At 68.0% G+C, this 18164-nt stretch carries 12 protein-coding genes; 6 read left to right on the forward strand and 6 right to left on the reverse strand.

The annotated features are described in order from the left end of the window. Positions 1-95: 95 nt before the first annotated feature. From J0A91_RS08160 to J0A91_RS08175, 4 genes are all read left to right on the forward strand, one after another. Entirely contained in the window at positions 96-2420 is a 2325-nt protein-coding gene (locus tag J0A91_RS08160) for a glycoside hydrolase family 3 N-terminal domain-containing protein (protein WP_206365038.1), read from the forward strand. An 8-nt stretch (positions 2421-2428) separates the two neighbouring features. Further along, complete coding sequence (gene manD, locus J0A91_RS08165) at positions 2429-3640, forward strand: D-mannonate dehydratase ManD (RefSeq protein ID WP_069204491.1); 1212 nt, start codon at positions 2429-2431, stop codon at positions 3638-3640. Further along, the gene (locus J0A91_RS08170; RefSeq protein WP_069204492.1) at positions 3637-4935 is read left to right on the forward strand and encodes an MFS transporter; all 1299 of its coding nucleotides are present in this window, start codon (positions 3637-3639) and stop codon (positions 4933-4935) included. Before manD ends, J0A91_RS08170 begins: the two co-directional genes overlap by 4 nt. Before the next feature lie 207 nt (positions 4936-5142). Next, the gene (locus tag J0A91_RS08175) at positions 5143-6354 is read left to right on the forward strand and encodes an SGNH/GDSL hydrolase family protein (RefSeq protein WP_069207156.1); all 1212 of its coding nucleotides are present in this window, start codon (positions 5143-5145) and stop codon (positions 6352-6354) included. Positions 6355-6384: 30 nt separating this feature from the next. On the opposite strand, the gene J0A91_RS08180 is transcribed toward J0A91_RS08175, so the two are convergent. The 6 genes from J0A91_RS08180 to J0A91_RS08205 form a co-directional block, all read right to left on the reverse strand. Next, positions 6385-7197 (reverse strand): ATP-binding protein, encoded by an 813-nt coding sequence (locus tag J0A91_RS08180; protein ID WP_069204493.1) that lies wholly within the window; start codon positions 7195-7197, stop codon positions 6385-6387. 84 nt (positions 7198-7281) lie between these two features. Continuing rightward, positions 7282-9348, reverse strand: a complete 2067-nt coding sequence (locus J0A91_RS08185; RefSeq protein WP_240502240.1) for a tetratricopeptide repeat protein — start codon at positions 9346-9348, stop codon at positions 7282-7284. Then, entirely contained in the window at positions 9341-10702 is a 1362-nt protein-coding gene (gene prsR / locus J0A91_RS08190) for a PEP-CTERM-box response regulator transcription factor (protein ID WP_069204495.1), read from the reverse strand. The genes J0A91_RS08185 and prsR overlap by 8 nt, the downstream gene beginning before the upstream one ends. Then, entirely contained in the window at positions 10699-12744 is a 2046-nt protein-coding gene (gene prsK, locus J0A91_RS08195; RefSeq protein WP_069204496.1) for an XrtA/PEP-CTERM system histidine kinase PrsK, read from the reverse strand. The genes prsR and prsK overlap by 4 nt, the downstream gene beginning before the upstream one ends. 160 nt (positions 12745-12904) lie before the next feature. Beyond that, positions 12905-14296 (reverse strand): TIGR03013 family XrtA/PEP-CTERM system glycosyltransferase, encoded by a 1392-nt coding sequence (locus J0A91_RS08200; RefSeq protein ID WP_069204497.1) that lies wholly within the window; start codon positions 14294-14296, stop codon positions 12905-12907. Between the two features lie 209 nt (positions 14297-14505). Further along, on the reverse strand, positions 14506-14913 hold the full coding sequence (locus J0A91_RS08205; RefSeq protein WP_069204498.1) for a winged helix-turn-helix transcriptional regulator: 408 nt from the start codon (positions 14911-14913) through the stop codon (positions 14506-14508). Positions 14914-14967: 54 nt separating this feature from the next. Here J0A91_RS08205 and J0A91_RS08210 point away from each other — a divergent pair, with 54 nt between their 5' ends. Next, a complete protein-coding gene (locus J0A91_RS08210; protein ID WP_069204499.1) occupies positions 14968-15576 on the forward strand; it encodes an NAD(P)-dependent oxidoreductase in 609 nt (202 codons plus the stop codon). A 97-nt stretch (positions 15577-15673) separates the two neighbouring features. Then, positions 15674-18139: a glycogen/starch/alpha-glucan phosphorylase gene (locus tag J0A91_RS08215; protein WP_069204500.1), complete on the forward strand. Its 2466-nt coding sequence runs from the start codon at positions 15674-15676 to the stop codon at positions 18137-18139. Positions 18140-18164: the final 25 nt, after the last annotated feature.

The following is an 18164-nucleotide window of genomic DNA, read 5'->3' on the forward strand; positions in this document are numbered from 1 at the left end:
TATGATCTGACCAATTCCCGGGAGATGGTCATGTCGTGTTGCGCAAAGCTGTGAACAGCCGTCGCGATTTCCTGCGCTGGGGCGCGGGCGTCTCGATGTTGACGCTCCTGCCCGCCGCGACTCGGGCTGCGCCGCCGGTCTACAAGGATGCGCGCGCGCCGATCGATCTGCGCGTCCGCGACCTGATGGCGCGGATGACGCTCGACGAGAAAGTCGCGCAACTCGACGTGCTCTCCACCCGCAAGCGTGCGGTGATGACGCCCGAGGGCGGGTTCGACGCCGCGCGCGCCGACACGCTCCACCCCGCCGGCATCGGCCAGATCACGCGCCCGTCGGACCTCGCCGGCGCCGCCACCGCAACCAACACCGGCGCCGACGTCAGCGGCCGCTGGCGCACCCCCGCCAACACGATCGCGTTCATCAACGCTGCGCAAGACTGGGCGCGGACGCGAACGCGGCTGGGCATCCCGATCCTGTTCCACGAGGAAGCGCTGCACGGCTATATGGCGCCAGACGCGACCAGCTTCCCGCAGGCGATCGCGCTCGCCGGCACGTTCGACCGCGATCTCGTCGAGCGCGCCAACAGCGTCATCGCGCGGGAAACGCGTGCGCACGGCTCGACCCTGGTGCTGTCGCCGGTCGTCGATATCGCACGCGATCCGCGCTGGGGCCGGATCGAGGAAACGTTCGGCGAAGATCCGTATCTGTGCGGCGAGATGGGCGTCGCCGCCGTCATCGGATTGCAGGGCGAGGGCCGCGAACTCGCGCCCGGCAAGGTCCACGCCACGCTCAAGCACATGACCGGCCACGGCCAGCCGCAAGCCGGCGACAATATCGCGCCCGCCTTGCTCGGCGAGCGCGAATTGCGCTCGGCGTTCTTCCCGCCGTTCCGCGCGGTGGTGTCGCGTACCGGCATCGGCGCGGTGATGCCGTCGTATAACGAGATCGACGGCGTGCCGAGCCACGGCAACCGTTGGCTGCTGACCGATGTGCTGCGGGGCGAATGGGGTTTCGACGGCGCGATCGTCAGCGATTACGCCGCGATCGGCGAGTTGGCGACGCTCCATCATGTCGCCGCCGACGCGGGCGAGGCGGCGCGGATCGCGCTCGACGCCGGCGTCGATTGCGACCTGCCCGACGGCAAGAGCTATGGCGCGCTCGCCGATCTGGTCCGCGCCGGCAAGGTGCCGCTCGCCAACGTCGATGCCGCGTGCCGGCGCATGCTGACGATGAAGTTCCGCGCCGGGCTGTTCGAGGCGGCACCGATCGATCCGCGCGCCGCCGCGAAGCTCACCGGCAATGCCGAGGCGCGCGCGATCGCGCTGGAGGCGGCACGCAAGAGCATCGCCTTGCTCGTCAACGACGGCACGCTGCCGCTCGACGCCAAGGCATTGAAGCGTGTCGCCGTGATCGGCCCCAATGCAGCCATCGCGCGGCTCGGCGGCTATTCCTCCACCCCGAAGGCGACCGTCTCGCTGCTCGACGGCGTCAAAGCGCATCTCGCCGGCACGGCGGAGGTCGTCCACGCGCAGGGCGTGTTCATCACCCGCAGCGAGGATCGCTCCGCCAACGACGTGCAGCTCGCCGATCCGGCGCGCAACCGCACATTGATCGCCGAGGCTGTCGCGGTCGCCAGGACCGCCGACGTCATCCTGCTCGCGATCGGCGACACCGAACAGACCAGCCGCGAAGGCTATGCCGCCAACCATCTCGGCGACCGCGTCGATCTCGATCTGCTCGGCGAACAGAATGCGCTGTTCGCCGCGATGAAGGCGACCGGCAAGCCGGTGGTGGTGATCGCGATCAACGGCCGTCCGCCGTCCTGGCCGACCGTCGTTGCGCAGACCAACGCGCTGCTCGAATGCTGGTACGTCGGGCAGGAGGGCGGCACCGTGATCGCGGAAGCCGTGTTCGGCGTGATCAACCCCGGCGCCAAGCTGCCGGTGACGGTGGTGCGCGAGGTCGGGCAGGTGCCACTCTATTACGATCACAAGCCGACCGCGCTTCGCGGCTATCTGTTCGCGGACAAGGCGCCGCTGTTCCCGTTCGGCTTCGGTCTCAGCTACACGAGCTTCGAGATTGGCACGCCGCGTCTGTCGGCGCCGCGCATCGCGCGCGAAGGGACCGTCACCGTCGAGGTCGATGTTCGCAACACCGGCGCGCGCGCGGGCGACGAGGTGGTGCAGCTCTACATTCGCGATCAGGTCTCCTCGGTCAGCCGCCCGGTGCGCGAACTCAAGGGCTTCGAACGCGTCACGCTCGCGCCCGGCGAGCGCCGCACGCTTCGCTTCGAGCTTGGCCCCGAGGCGTTCCGCCTGTGGAACGCCGAGATGCGCGAAGTCGTCGAGCCCGGCCTGTTCGACATCATGGCGGGGCCGAACTCCGCCGATCTCAAAACCGTCACTCTCGAAATAGCCTGAGGAGCCCCATGCCAAAGATCGTTTCCGCTCGCGTCATCATCACCTCGCCGGGTCGCAACTTCGTCACGCTCAAGATCGAGTGCGACGACGGCACCACCGGCGTCGGCGACGCGACGCTCAACGGCCGCGAGCTGTCGGTGGCGAGCTACCTGACCGATCACGTCATTCCCTGCCTGATCGGCCGCGACGCGCACCGCATCGAGGATATCTGGCAGTATCTCTACAAGGGCGCGTATTGGCGTCGTGGTCCGGTCACGATGAGCGCGATCGCTGCTGTCGATACCGCGCTGTGGGACATCAAGGGCAAGCTCGCGGGGTTGCCGGTCTACCAGTTGCTCGGCGGCGCCAGCCGCGAGAACGTGATGGTCTATGGCCATGCCAACGGCACCACGATCGAGGACACGATCAACGTTGCGCTCGATTATCAGGCGCAGGGCTACAAGGCGATCCGCATCCAGTGCGGCGTGCCCGGCATGGCCTCGACCTATGGCGTGTCGAAGGACAAATATTTCTACGAACCCGCCGACGCCGATCTGCCGACCGAGAACGTCTGGAACACGTCGAAATACATGCGCGTCGTGCCCGAGCTGTTCAAAGCCGCGCGCGAGGCGCTGGGCTGGGACGTGCATCTGCTCCACGACATCCACCACCGCCTGACGCCGATCGAGGCGGGCCGGCTCGGCAAGGATCTGGAGCCGTACCGTCCGTTCTGGCTGGAGGATGCGACCCCGGCCGAGAATCAGGAAGCGTTCAAGCTGATCCGCCAGCACACCACCACCCCGCTCGCGGTCGGCGAGATCTTCAACTCGATCTGGGATGCCAAGGATCTCATCGAGAACCAGTTGATCGACTATATCCGCGCCACCGTGGTCCATGCCGGCGGCATCACCCATCTGCGCCGCATCGCCGCGCTCGCCGATCTGTATCAGGTCAAGACCGGCTGCCACGGTGCGACCGATCTTTCGCCGGTGTGCATGGCGGCGGCGCTCCACTTCGATCTGTCGGTGCCCAATTTCGGCGTGCAGGAATATATGCGCCACACGCCCGAGACCGACGCGGTCTTCCCGCACGCCTACACCTTCGCGAACGGCGCGATGCATCCCGGCGAAGCGCCCGGCCTCGGCGTCGATATCGATGAGGAACTCGCCAAGGGCTATGAATACAACCGCGCCTTCCTGCCGGTGAACCGGCTCGAAGACGGCACGATGTTCAACTGGTGAGCGAGTCCGCCGCCCGATCGTCTGCCCTGCCGGTGAAGCCGCGCGGCCGCATCCGCTGGGTGATCTGCGCGTTGCTGTTCGCGGCGGTGGTGCTCAGCTACATCGACCGGCTCGTGCTGCCGGTGCTCAAACCCTCGCTCCAGGCCGAATATGGCTGGAGCGAGCAGGGCTATGCCGATCTCGCGATCTGGTTTCAGGGCGCCTATGGTCTCGCTTATGTGCTGTTCGGGCGGCTGGTCGACCGGTTCGGCGCGCGGATCGGCTATACGGTCGCGGTGACGCTCTGGACGATCGGCCACGTCGCGCACGCGCTGTTCACCTCGACCACCGGCATGCTGATCGCGCGCGTTCCGCTCGCGATCGGCGAGGCGGGCGCGTTCCCGGCGGCGCTCTCCGCCACCAACGAATGGTTCCCCAAGTCCGAACGCGCGCTGGCGATCGGCATCTTCAACGCCGGCTCGAACGTCGGCGCGATCGTCACGCCGCTGATCGTGCCGGTCATCGCGCTGACGTTCGGCTGGCGGATGGCGTTCATCGCGACCGGCGCGCTGACGATCCTGTGGCTGGTGGCGTGGCTCGGCTTCTATCGCCGCCCGCGCGACCACAAGCGCGTTTCGCCCGAGGAACTGGCGTGGATCGAGCATGAGCCGGCCGAGGCGGCGCGGCCGATCCCGTGGCGCACGCTGCTCGGGATGCGGCAGACCTGGGCCTATATGCTCGGTCGTTTCCTGATCGATCCGGTGTGGTGGACCTTCCTGTTCTGGCTGCCCGATTTCTTCAACCGCCAGTATCACGTGAAGATGCTCGATTTCGGGCCGCCGCTGGTCGCGGTATATGTGCTCGCCGATATCGGGTCGATCGGCGGCGGCTGGCTGTCGTCGCGGCTGCTGTTACGCGGCTGGCACGTCGGACGTGCGCGCAAGACCGCGATGTTCGTCTGCGCGCTGTTCGCGCTGCCGATCGCGTTCGCGACTCACGCGCCGGGCATGTGGTCGGCGGTGCTGCTGATCGGGCTCGCCTGCGCGGCGCATCAGGGCTTTTCCGCCAACGTCTTCGCGCTGCCCGGTGATCTGTTCCCACGCGGCCGCGCGGGATCGGTGATCGGGCTGGGCGGGCTGTCGGGCGCGGTCGGCGGCATGCTGATGGCCAAGTTCGCCGGCGTGATCCTCGCGACCGTCGGCAGCTATCAGCCGATCTTCCTCGTCGCGGCCTGCGCCTATCTGGTCGCGCTTCTCGTCATCCACCTGCTCGTGCCGCGCTACGATGCGGTAAAGCTTGATGGAAATGCGATATGATGTGGTTTGTCACTTGACACAAATTGGCCTGACGCTAGAAATGATAACGTTATCAGGCGAGCCAGCGTGGCTTGCGGGTGACCCGGAATTTCAGGATGCAAGCCATCCGACGCGTGTTTTTCAGAGATACACTCCCCAGTGTAGACCTTCGGGGGTCGGCCAGTCGGCCGGCCCCCTTTTTCTTGTCAGGAGCGGTTGATGCATAGCATGTTCAAGGCGTTGCTGTTGGCCTGGGGCATCGGCGGCATGGTTTCGGCGGCGCAGGCCGCGCCGGCCTGTTCGTGGCAGGCCGCCTGGGCCTCCGCGCAGATGAGCCCCGACGCCGCCAACGCGATGCCGGCGGCGGGCATGACCGGGGCAACGCTCCGCCAGATCGTGCGGCCGACGCTCGGCGCGAGCAAACTCCGCGTGCGCTTCTCCAACGCCTTCGGCCGCACCCCGCTGGTGATTCTCGGCGCCGGGCTGGCGCGCTCCGCCGACAATCACAGCGACCGGATCGATCCGGCCACCCGCCGCACGCTGACCTTCGCGGGCGCGGCGGGCATCACCATCCCGCCCGGCGCCGACTGGCTGTCTGATCCCGTCGCGCTCGACGTGAAGGCGTTCGACGATCTCGCCATCTCACTGCGCGCAAGCGGCGACCCCGCCAGCCAGACCGCGCATCCCGGCTCGCGCGCGACCTCCTATGTCGCGGCGGGGGACCAGATCGCGGCGCAGGCACTGACCGGCGCGACCCCGGTCGATCACTGGTATCTGCTCTCGGGCGTCGAGGTCGAGCGTTGCGCGGTGGCGAATGGCATCGTCACGCTCGGCGATTCGATCACCGACGGGCGCGGCGCGACCACCAACGGCAATGATCGCTGGCCCGACGTGCTCGCGCGCCGGCTCGGCGGCAAGGCGGCGGTGCTCAACCAGGGAATCGGCGGCAATCGCGTGCTGCTCGACGGGCTCGGCCCCAGCGCACTCGCGCGGCTCGATCGGGACGTGCTCGCGCAACCGGGCGTGCGCTACGTGCTGGTGCTGGAGGGGATCAATGATCTCGGCGTGCTGACCCGGCTCGAAGCCAAGACCCCGGCCGAGCGCAAGGCGTTCGTCACCCAGCTCACTGCCGGCTATGCGCAGATCGTCGCGCGGGCGCATGCGCGCGGGATGAAGGTCTATGGCGCGACGATCACGCCCGATACGGGGAGCGACTATTACCACCCCGACGCCGGCAGCGAAGCCGACCGGCAAGCGATCAACGCCTGGATTCGCGCCCCCGGCCATTTCGACGCGGTGGTCGATTTCGACAAGGTCACGCGCGACCCCGCCAACCCCTCTCGGCTCGCGCCCGCGTTCGATTCGGGCGATCACCTTCACCCCAATCCGGCCGGCTACGAGGCGATGGGCGAGGCGGTGCCGCTGGCGCTGTTCCGCTAAACGGCCACCCCATGGGGTAAAGGTAAGCCGTCAGGCGACGGCCTTGCCGTGGCGCCCGGCAAGATCGACGATATAATGCCACGCCACCCTGCCCGACCGGCTGCCGCGCCGCGTCGCCCAACCAACCGCTTCCTGCGCATCGAATGGCAGGTCGAGCGCCCGCGCATAGCCTTCGACGATGCCGAGATACGTGTCCTGATCGATGACGTGGAAGCCGAGGCTCAGCCCGAACCGGTCGGCGAGCGCGAGATTGTCATCGACCGAATCGCGCGGGTTGATCGCGTTTTCCTGCTCCTCCAGGTTGCGCGGCACGAGATGGCGGCGGTTCGAGGTGACGAACAGCCGCGCGTTGCCCGGCCGCGCCTCCGCGCCGCCGTCGAGCATCGAGCGTAACGCTCGCGCATCGCTCGCCGCGTCGAAACCGAGATCGTCGATGAAGATCGCAAACGCGCGGGGCACGGCTGCGATGAACGCGAACAGCGCCGGCATCGTCTCCAGCCCCGCGCCGATCACCTCGATCAGCGCGAGGTTCGCGCCATCCGCCTGCACCGCGCCGGTGCAGCTCTTGACCAGCGCCGACTTGCCCGTACCGCGCGCGCCCCACAGCAAGACGTCATGCGCGGCGGCACCGCGCGCGAGCCGGTCGAGGTTGTCGAGCAACGTCTGCTTGTGTGCGGCAAGCCCGAAGATCCGCTCCAGCGGCACCGGCGCGAACGCGCGCGCCGCCGCCAGCGTGTCGCCGCGCCACACATAGGCGGGGTGCGCGAGCGGGTCGGCGGGGGCGGGGCGGGGCGGCGCGATCCGCTCCAGCGCGGCGGCGATCCGCTCGATCGGGTCTGTCATGGCGTGTTCCTCAGCGAGAGGGTTCGCGCTGTATCGCCACCGAGCGCCAAAGCAACCTACCTGTTCCCCCGCTTTCGCGGGGAACTACGTGCTCAACGCCTTCAGCGCCGCCGTCGCCGCGGTCCGATCGGTAAACCCCGGATCGGCCAGCGCCGCGCGGATCTGCGCCGCCGCCTCGCCGCTGCGGTTGAGGTCGCCCAGCGCCTGCCCGAGATGCCAGCGCAGCGTCGCATCCCCCGGCGCGATCGCCACCGCCTTCTGGAACAATTGCAGCGCGAGATCGGTCTTGCCGAGCTGGTACAGCGCCCAGCCATAGGCATCGGTCGCCGCCGGGTTCATCGGCGCCAGCGCATAGGCGGCCTTGGCATAGCTGCGTCCGGTGTCGGCATCGCCGTCGCCGGTATAGGCGAAGGCGAGTTCGGCGAGCAGCGCCGAATCACCGTCGCCGAGCTGCTGGCGCAGCCCCTCCAACGTGTCGATCGCATCGTCATACTGCCCGCCCGCGATCTGCCAGTGCGCGGCGATGCGCTGTGCGGCGATGCTCTGCGGGTTTTGCGACAGGAACTTGGTGAGCGCATCGAGCGCGGCGGGGCGCTGTCCGGCGCGGTCGAGCGCGTCGACCATGCGCAGCATCGTCGGTTCGTCGAAGCGGATGTCGGCGGCGCGGGTATAGGCGCGCGCGGCGTCGGCGAACCGCCCCATCGCCGCGAGCGTATCGCCCAGCGCGAGCCACGCGGCGGGCGCGCCGGGAAGGATGCGGGTGATCGCCTGCGCCTCGCCGAGCGCACCATTCTGGTTGCCCGCCTCCAGCAACCCGCGCACCGCGCTCAGCCGCGCGACCGGCTCGTTCGGTTGCGCTGCTGCCGTGGCGGTGAGCGCGGCGGGGGTGTCGTCGGTGCCGAACGGCGCCGCGCCCGGCCGCGCCGGCCAGAACGAGCGATCGAGATACGGCGCCGCCCAGGCGCGCTCGCCCGATTGCTCGAACGCGCGCGCGACCAACGTCAGCGTGTAGCTGTCGGCGTCACCGCGCAAAGCCGCCGGGCGCAGCGCCGCCAGCGCCCCGCGCGCATCGCCCGCGCGCAATGTGGCGAGGCCGAGCAGCCGCTTGGCGGTGAGGTTCATCGGCTGCTGGTTGGCGAGCGCGCTCCACTGGTCGATCGCCTGCTGGTAGGCGCCCGCCTGATAGGCGAGCATCCCGCCGAGCAATCGCACCCCCGGCACGTCGCCAAGCGTGTTCGCCGTCCGCGTCAGCAAGGTGCGGGCGAGGTCATATTGGCCCGCACGTGCCGCCAGCACCGCCTGGAGATAATAGGCGCGGGCATCATCCGGCCGCGCGTCGAGCGCCTTGCGCGTCGCCGCCAACATGTCCTGATAGCGCCCGACATCGCCGAGCGTTGCGGCATAATCGATCAGCGCATCGTAATAATAGGCATCGCGCGACAAGGCCGCCTCGAACCAAGGCAGCGCCGCCACTAGACCATATTGCGCGCGCACGAGTTCGCCGCGCAACGTCAGCGCGGCGAGGTTGTTCGGGCTCGCGGCGACCGCGCGCGTGGTCGCGTCGATCGCGCCCGCCACGTTGCCGGCGGCGAAGCGGATTCGGCCGAGATCGGCCCAGCCGGCGCCGCCCTCGGGGTTGGCGTCGAGCAGCCGATCGAGCAGCGCCTCGCCCTCGGGGCTGTGCCCCTTGGCGGCGAGCGCCAGTGCGGCGACGCGCACCGCATAGCCGGCGAAGCGCGGCTGCGCCTTGGCGGCTTCGGCGAGCGCGCGGTCGGGATCGCCTTCGAGCAGCGCGGCATGCGCGTAAAGCTGGTGCGCGCGGCCCCGATCGAACCCATCGTCGCGCGCGCGATCGAGTTCGCCCTCGGCCGAAGTGCCGTCACCGAGCGCGAGATAGGCGCGCGCCAGCACGGCATGGGCGAGGCCCCAGTTGGGATCGGCCTTGATCGCACGCTGCGCATGCAGCCGCGCCGCGCTGTAATTGCCCGCATCGAGCAATGTCAGGCTCTGCGTCAGCTCGCCGCGTGCGTTGCCGGCATCGGCGTGCGCCGGAGTGATCGCCCCGAACGCGAAAACACACGCGCCTGCGACGGCGGCGACCGCGCCGCTCGCCACCAGCGCGATTCGATACATCGTGCGACGCTCAGGCATGGAGATCATAGCTCTTCAAAAGATCGTAGAGGGTCGGCCGGCTGATGCCGAGCAGCTTGGCGGTGTTCGAGATATTGCCCTCGGCGCGCGCCAGCGCCTGGCGGATCGTCTTGCGGTCGGCGCCCTCGCGCGCGGCGCGCAGGTTGAGCGGCACTTCCTCGGCACCCTCGGCGAGATCGAGATCGGCGGCGGTGACGAGCTTGCCCTCGGCCATGATGACCGCGCGCTTCATCCGGTTTTCCAGCTCGCGGACATTGCCCGGCCAGCCCCACGCATCGATCGCCGCGCGCGCGTCGGGCGCCAGCCCGGTCACGGCGGACTGCATCGACTTGGCGTATTTCTTGAGGAAATGGCTGGCGAGCAGGCTGGCGTCGCCGCTGCGCTCGGCGAGCGACGGGATTCGCACGACGATCTCGGCGAGCCGGTAATACAGGTCTTCGCGGAACGACCCGTCCGCCACCATCGCATCGATGTCGCGGTGGGTCGCGCAGACGATTCGCGTATCGACCGCGATCGGCTTGCGTCCGCCGATCCGCTCGATCACGCGCTCCTGCAAGAACCGCAGCAGCTTGACCTGCAACGGCAAGGGCACGTCGCCGATCTCGTCGAGGAACAGCGTGCCGCCGCCCGCCTGCTCGATCTTGCCCTCGGTGGTCTTGATCGCGCCGGTGAACGCGCCTTTCTCATGCCCGAACAATTCGCTTTCCAGCAACGTCTCGGGGATCGCGGCGCAGTTGATCGCGACGAAATTGCCGCGCGCGCGGCGGCTGGTGTCGTGCAGCCCGCGCGCGAGCAATTCCTTGCCGGTGCCGCTGGCGCCGAGCAGCATCACCGACACGTCGGCCCCGGCGACCCGCTCGATCGTGCGCGTCACTTTGAGCATTTCCGGCGCTGCCGTAATCATCCCGCCCAGCGCCGTGCCGCTCGCACGCTCGGCGAGGCGGCGGTTCTCGGTCTCCAGCGCATGAACATGGAACGCGCGGGCGACGATCAGCCCGAGCGCGTCGATGTCGATCGGCTTCTGGTAGAAATCCCACGCCCCGTCGGCGATCGCCTGCCGTGCGGAGTCGCGCGCGCCGTGGCCCGAGGCGACGATCACCTTGGTATCGGGCTTGAGCGCGAGGATTTCGGTGAGCGTCGCGAAACCCTCGGTCACGCCATCGGGATCGGGCGGCAGCCCGAGATCGAGCGTGACGACCGCCGGCTCCTCGGCGCGCACCGCGTCGATCGCGCTCGCGCGGTCGCTGGCGACGATCACCTCATAGCCTTCATATGCCCAGCGCAACTGGCGTTGCAGCCCGAGATCGTCCTCGATGATGAGCAATTTGGGCAGCGCTTTGGGTTTGTCGGTCATGCTGCCTGCTCCACGGGCATGTTGGGGGCGGGGGCGAGCGTCACCACGAAGCGGGTGCCGGCGCCCTCGCGGCTGGTGACGGAGACGCTGCCGCCCATCGCCTCGGCGAGCTGGCGCGCCTCGAACGCGCCGATGCCGAACCCGCCGGGCTTGGAGGACACGAACGGTTTGAAGAGTTGGTCGCGCACGAACGCCGGCGACATGCCGCAGCCGCCGTCGGCGATGGTGAGGGCAGGGCGCTCGCCGCCCGTGACCGATATCTCGACCGGCTGGTCCGGCCCGCTCGCCTCGATCGCATTCTGGAGCAGATGCCCGAGCACTTGCTCCAGCCGCGTCGGATCAGCGAGCGCCAGCGCGTGCGGCGCGCAGGTGAAAGTGATCGGATGCTGGCGACGGCGCTGGCGGATCACCCGTTCGGCGATGTCGCCGAGATCGACCGCGCGCGGCGCCTCGGCGCGGCCCGAATGGTGTTGCGACAGCCGTGCGAGCAGATCGTTCATCCGTCCAGCCGACTCCTTGAGCGTGGCGATCATGTCGGCGCGGAAGGCGGGGTTCTCGGCATGCCGCTCGGCATTGCGCGCCGTGAGCGTCAACTGGCTGACCAGATTCTTGATGTCGTGGAGGATGAACGCGAAGCGGCGGTTGAACTCGTCGAACCGTTCCGCCTCGGCGAGCGCCTCCTGCGCGCGCGCCTCGGCGAGATAGCTCGCCACCTGCCGCCCGGCGATTCGCAGCAGGTCGAAATCCTCCCAGTCGAGCGCCCGGTCGACCGGCGGCCGCGCGAGCAGGATCGCGCCGGCCAGCCGCCCAAGATGGACGAGCGGCACCAAAGCCCAGGCATCGGTCGCGAGCATCCAAGCCGGCACGCTCGCGCGCTCGGCCGGATCGCCGCCGCCGCCGCGCAGGGTATCGAGTTCGACGATGCGGCCGCTGGTGGCGAGATAGGCCGCGAGCGCCTCGTCGCTGCCGTGCGCCGGCACCTGATCCCAGCGCCAGCCCGCGCCGACGCCCAGCCCAACGCCTTCCGGCACCAGCAGCAGCCCGGCGGGCGAATCGGTGAGGTCCGCCACCGCCTTGACGATCCGCTCGGCGAGCGGTGCCGCGCCATCGGGCTGGCCGAGCGTATCGGTGAAGCGCACCCATTCGGCGCGGTAATCATAGCGGTGCGCGAAGAAATGCTTGGCGAGCGTCACCTTCGCCCACGCCTTGACGCGCGGCGTGGACAGCAATGTCAGCCCGGCGGCGGTGGTGCCGAACACGAACGCGGTCTGGAGCAGCCGCGCATGGTCGCCGCCCAGCGTGGCGATCGCCCGGATCGCGAGCAGCATCGCGATGGCGTAGAGGATCGTCGCCGCGAACGAGAGCGTCTGCCACGCGACGGTGCGCGACACCTGCAGCGTCCAGTCGCCACCGCGCCGCACCGCCACCGCGAGGATCGGCGCGATCAGCGCCATGACGATGCCGCGCGCGGCGACGAGGCTCTGCGGCGCATCGCCGCTCGCATATGTCGTCGCGGCGAGCATCAGGTCGATGCCCCACATGCCGGCAAGCGCGATCACCACCAGCCGGATGCCGCCGCGCGCGCGTGGCGCCACCGCGCCATGAAGATGCTGAACCAACACCAGCGCGCCGATCGCCACCATCGCGCGCAGCAGCGTCCGCGCCGAGGCGAGGTCGGCGGTGGCTTCCCGGCCAAGCCCCGCCTGCATCACCGCCACCATGCCTCCGCCCACGATGACCAGCACCACCGCGCCGTAGATCAGCGATACCGCCCGGCGTCGCGCATCGGAGGGGTCGCGCCGCACCAGCGCGAACATGAACGCGAGCCAGGCGAGGTTGCGCGCGCTCTCGGCGAGGCGAGTCACCAGCTCGCCGCCGCCGATCCCCGCCACCGCCAGCGCCCACAACGCGGTCACGCTCAGCGCGGTCATCAGCGTCAGGCGCGGCAGCCCCGATGCGGGTTCGCGCAGCAGCGACAGCGCCACCCCCGCGAACAGCAGCGCGGCGAGCGCATGGCCCCACAGGATCACGCCCGCGATCATGGTAGGCGCGCACACGTGTCTGAAGGGTGGCTCGCCAAATACAACCCGTTCGCACTGAGCGACGTCGAAGTGCGTGCCCGACGCGCCACCCCCGGGGCACGTGCTTCGACGTCGCTCAGCACGAACGGTTGGACGTCGGATGTTCCAGCGGACATCGCGCCTACCGCACGCCTTCGGGGAACAGCACGACGCGGATCGTCTGCAGGATGATCAGCAGATCGAGGAACGGCGAATAGTTCTTCGCGTAATACAGATCATATTCGAGCTTGTGCCGCGAATCCTCGATCGAGGCGCCATAGGGATAGTTGATCTGCGCCCAGCCGGTGATGCCCGGCTTCACCATATGCCGCTCGGCATAATAAGGCAGTTGCTGTTCGAGATCCTCGACGAACTGCGGCCGCTCGGGGCGCGGGCCGACGAAGCTCATCTCGCCCTTCAGCACGCTCCAGGTCTGCGGCAGTTCGTCGATCCGGCATTTGCGGATGAACCGGCCGACGCGGGTGATGCGCGGATCGTCCTTCTCGGCCCATACCGCTTGCCCTGCGATCTCGGCATCCTGCCGCATCGAGCGCAGCTTAATACAATCGAACCCGACCCCGAACAGCCCGACCCGGCGCTGGCGATAGAACGCCGGCCCCCGGCTCTCCAGCTTGACCGCGATCGCGGTGAGCAGGATCACCGGCGCCATGAACGCGAGCAACGTCGCGCTCGCGCAGATGTCGAACAAGCGCTTGAACATGCTCGAAAACATCCGCCCCGACGAGAAACCGTCGGAGAAGATCAGCCAGCTCGGATTGACGCTCTGCAAATCGACCCGGCCGGTCTCGCGTTCGAGGAAGGTCGAAATCTCATTGACGTGGACGCCGGTCGTCTTGATGCGCAGCAGATCCTTCAGCGGCAGCGCGTTGCGGCGTTCCTCCAGCGCCAGCACCACCTCGCTCGCGTTCAGCAGAACGACGTGGTCGGCGAGGTTGTAGATCGCGTCGCGCGCGATCGCCTCGGGGATGACGCGCGTCACCGCCTCGCTCATCGCGACATAGCCGACCACGACGAAGCCCGCCCCCGGCGCCGCCGCCAGCGCCTTCAATCGCGCCGCGCGCGCGCCCGCGCCGAGCACGACGATCCGCCGCTTGAAGATCTGCGCGCCCAAGGCCTTGCCGAGCAACATCCGCATCGTCATCAGCAGCACCACGCTGATCGCCATCGAATAGAGCAGGTTGGACCGCCAGAAGGTCGCGCCGGGCACGAGGAAGAACACCACGCTGAGCAGGATCACCGCCAGCGAGATCGCCACCACCAGCCGCGCCAGCGCGAAGCGCAGCGATTGCAGCGATTGCGCGCTGTAGACGCCGGTCGCCATCATCGCGACCTCGACACACAAAGCGAAGGTGGCGAGCTGCGGAACGCGATGCTGGATCGGCTCGACGATGCTGCCGAGCTGATGGATGCGCAGCACATAGCCGACCTCGCCCGCGATCACGAGCAGCGCGATATCGAGCAGCCCAAGCAGCAGCACCGCATTGGGAATGTAATGCTTGAACAGCCTGATCATCGTCGCGCGGCCCCGGTGGCATGTGTAAGCAATTCCGACATGCCTTGGCCATGTCGCAGGAATTGACAAACAAAGGCTAAACGGCGGGGAGATGGTTCTCTGGCCGGGGCATCGCACCCAACGACCGTTCGTGCTGAGCGAAGCCGAAGCACGTGCCCGGAACGCGGCGCTTGGGGCACGTGCTTCGACAAGCTCGGCACGAACGGCGTCTATTTCGGTCTATCATACCGCCGCTGTGCCGCCGCCACGGCGCCCATCCGAGTCTCCGCCCAATCGATCATCAGCCGGAGCGCCGCCATCAACTCGCGCGCGAGCGGGGTGATCGCGTAGGTGACCGACACCGGCACCGTCGGCGCGACCGTGCGCGTGACGAGGCCGTCGCGTTCGAGCGAGCGCAACGTCTGGCTGAGCATCTTCTGCGAGATCCCGTCGATCCGCCGCTTGAGCGCGTTGAAGCGAAGCTCGCCGTCGCCGAGCAGGAGCAGGATCAGCGCGCTCCATTTGTCGCCGATCCGGTCGAGCAACTGCCGCGTCGGGCAATCGGCCGCATAGGCGTTGCCGCGCGCAGGGGCGGTTTCCTGGACGTAACCAGGTGCGATCAAAGTGCCGTCTTGCATGGTGGGTCGCCATAGCCAACTAGGTCACCGTTGGTAACTACAGAAAGCCGGACGATGAAAATAGCGGTATTGGGCGCGAGCGGACGCGCGGGATCGGAAATCGCCAGGGAAGCGGCGGCGCGGGGGCATCAGGTGCTCGGCATCGCGCGCAAGCCTGCGGGCATTCCCGTCGCGCCGGGGATCGTGCCCGTGGCAGGCGACGCGACCGATCCCAACGCGCTCGCCGATCTGCTTCGCGGTCAGGACGCGGTCATCAGCGCGCTGCATTTCGACGTGACCGCCGCGACCCTGCTCGGTGCGCTGCGGCAAGCCGGGGTCAAGCGGCTGCTCGTCACTGGCGGCGCGGCCAGCCTCGAAGTCGGCGGCGGCACCCGGGTGATCGACACGCCCGATTTCCCGGAGGAGTGGAAGGTGCCCGCGATGGGCGGCATTGCCTTCCTCGATGCGCTGCGCGGCGAAACCGAGATCGACTGGACCTTCTTCTCACCGGCCGCGCTGATCTTCGAAGGTCCGCGTCTGGGCAGCTACCGCATCGGCGGCGATCAGCTCGTCACCGACGCCGCCGGCGACAGCAAGATCAGCTTCGCCGATTATGCGATCGCGATGGTTGATGAACTCGAGCAACATCGCCACCCCCGCACGCGGTTCACCGCCGCCTATTGAGTCCCGCGAAAATCGTTACGGTCGCGCGGCGGATTCGCTCTCTACAAAGCGCGTCCGCCGCGATAGGCTCGCATCGGGTTTTCGCTGGGGGATTTCGATGATCAAGGCCGTGTCCACTCTCCCGAAGCCGACGCCGCGCGCCACCGACCCGGCGGTGCTCGCGGCCGAGATCGTCGAGCGGCTCACCTACCGCAGCGGCAAGAACGCGGCCGCCGCCAAGCCGCACGACTGGCTCGCCGCGGTCATCAACGTGATCCGCGATCGCATCATCGATCGCTGGATCGCCTCGACTCAGGAAACCTATGACGAGGGCGGCAAGCGCGTCTATTATCTGAGCCTTGAGTTCCTGATCGGCCGGCTGATGCGCGATGCGGTCTCGAACCTCGGGCTGATGGACGAGATGCGGCAGGCGCTGGCGTCGCTCGGCGTTCAGCTCGACCTGATCCGCGAGCTTGAGCCCGATGCCGCGCTCGGCAACGGCGGCCTCGGCCGGCTGGCGGCGTGTTTCATGGAATCGATGGCGACGGTCGATGTGCCCGCCTACGGCTATGGCATCCGCTACGTGAACGGCATGTTCCGGCAGGAAATCCACGACGGCTGGCAGGTCGAGCTGCCCGAAACCTGGCTCGCGCACGGCAATCCGTGGGAGTTCGAGCGGCGTGAATCGAGCTACGAGATCGGCTTCGGCGGCACCGTCGAACCGACGGCGGCGGACGGCAGCGGCGACGATGCGCGCATCTGGAAGCCCGGCGAGCGGCTGATCGCGACCGCTTATGATACGCCGGTGGTCGGCTGGCGCGCCGAGCGCGTCAACACGCTGCGGCTGTGGACCGCGACGCCGATCGACCCGATCCTGCTCGACCGCTTCAACGCCGGCGACCATCTCGGCGCGCTCGCCGAGAGCAACAAGGCGGACAGCCTCGCGCGGGTTCTCTATCCGGCGGATTCGAACCCCGCCGGGCAGGAACTGCGGCTGCGCCAGGAATATTTCTTCTCCTCGGCGTCGCTTCAGGACATCGTTCGCCGCCACATCCAGTATTTCGGCGACATCCGCACTTTGCCGGAAAAAGCCGCGATCCAGCTCAACGATACGCACCCCGCCGTCTCGATCGCCGAGATGATGCGCCTCCTCATCGACGAACACGACCTGTCGTTCGACGAGGCGTGGGCGGTGACTCAGCCGACCTTCGGCTACACCAACCACACGTTGCTGCCCGAGGCGCTCGAGACGTGGCCGGTGCCGCTGTTCGAACGGCTGCTGCCGCGCCACATGCAGCTCGTCTATGCGATCAACGCCAAGCTGCTGATCCAGGCGCGGCGCGAGAAGAACATGGACGATCGCGCCATCGCCGCGATCTCGCTGATCGACGAGACCGGCGAGCGGCGCGTCCGCATGGCCAACCTCGCCTTCGCCGGGTCGCACAGCGTCAACGGCGTCGCGGCGCTGCATACCGAATTGATGAAGCAGACCGTGTTCGCCGATCTGCACCGCATGTTCCCGGAACGGATCAACAACAAGACCAACGGCGTCACCCCGCGCCGCTGGCTGCAACAGTGCAACCCCGAACTGACCGGGCTGCTGCGGGAGACGATCGGCGATACCTTCCTCGACGATACCGAGGCGCTGTCCGCGCTCGACGCCTTCGCCGACGATTCCGCGTTTCAGGCGAAGTTCAAGGCGGTCAAGCTCGCCAAGAAGGCCGCGCTCTCCAACCTGCTGCGCGAGCGGATGGGGCTGAAGATCGATCCGACCGCCTTGTTCGACATCCAGATCAAGCGAATCCACGAATACAAGCGCCAGCTCCTCAACATCATCGAGGCGGTCGCGCTCTACGACCAGATCCGCTCGCACCCGGAGAAGGACTGGCAGCCGCGCGTCAAGCTGTTCGGCGGCAAGGCCGCGCCGAGCTATCACAACGCCAAGCTCATCATCAAACTGGCGAACGACGTCGCGCGCGTCATCAACCACGATCCGGCGGTGCAGGGGCTGCTCAAGATCGTGTTCGTGCCGAACTACAATGTCAGCCTCGCCGAAGTGATGATGCCGGCCGCCGACCTGTCCGAACAGATCTCGACCGCGGGCATGGAAGCCTCGGGCACCGGCAACATGAAGTTCGCGCTCAACGGGGCGCTGACGATCGGCACGCTCGACGGCGCGAACATCGAGATCAAGGATCATGTCGGCGACCAGAACATCATGATCTTCGGCCTCACCGCCGAGGAAGTCGCGGCCAAGCGTGCCGGCGGCTACAACCCGCGCGAGACGATCGAGGGGTCGCGCGAACTGAGCCAGGCGCTGTCGGCGATCGCCTCGGGCGTGTTCTCGCCCGATGATCGGGATCGCTACCGCGCGCTCACCGACGGCATCTACGATCACGACTGGTTCATGGTCGCGGCGGATTTCGAGGCGTACCACACCGCACAACGCGCGGTTGACGCGCTCTGGGCCGACGAACCCGCATGGTATTCGAAAACCGTTCGGAACACCGCGCGCGTTGGCTGGTTCTCCTCGGATCGGACCATCCGACAATATGCCAGCGAGATCTGGGGCATCCTGCCATAGCCAGATTTCAGTGAGAAGGAGTGCG

Source organism: Sphingomonas panacis (assembly GCF_001717955.1).
Taxonomy (GTDB): Bacteria; Pseudomonadota; Alphaproteobacteria; order Sphingomonadales; family Sphingomonadaceae; genus Sphingomonas; species Sphingomonas panacis.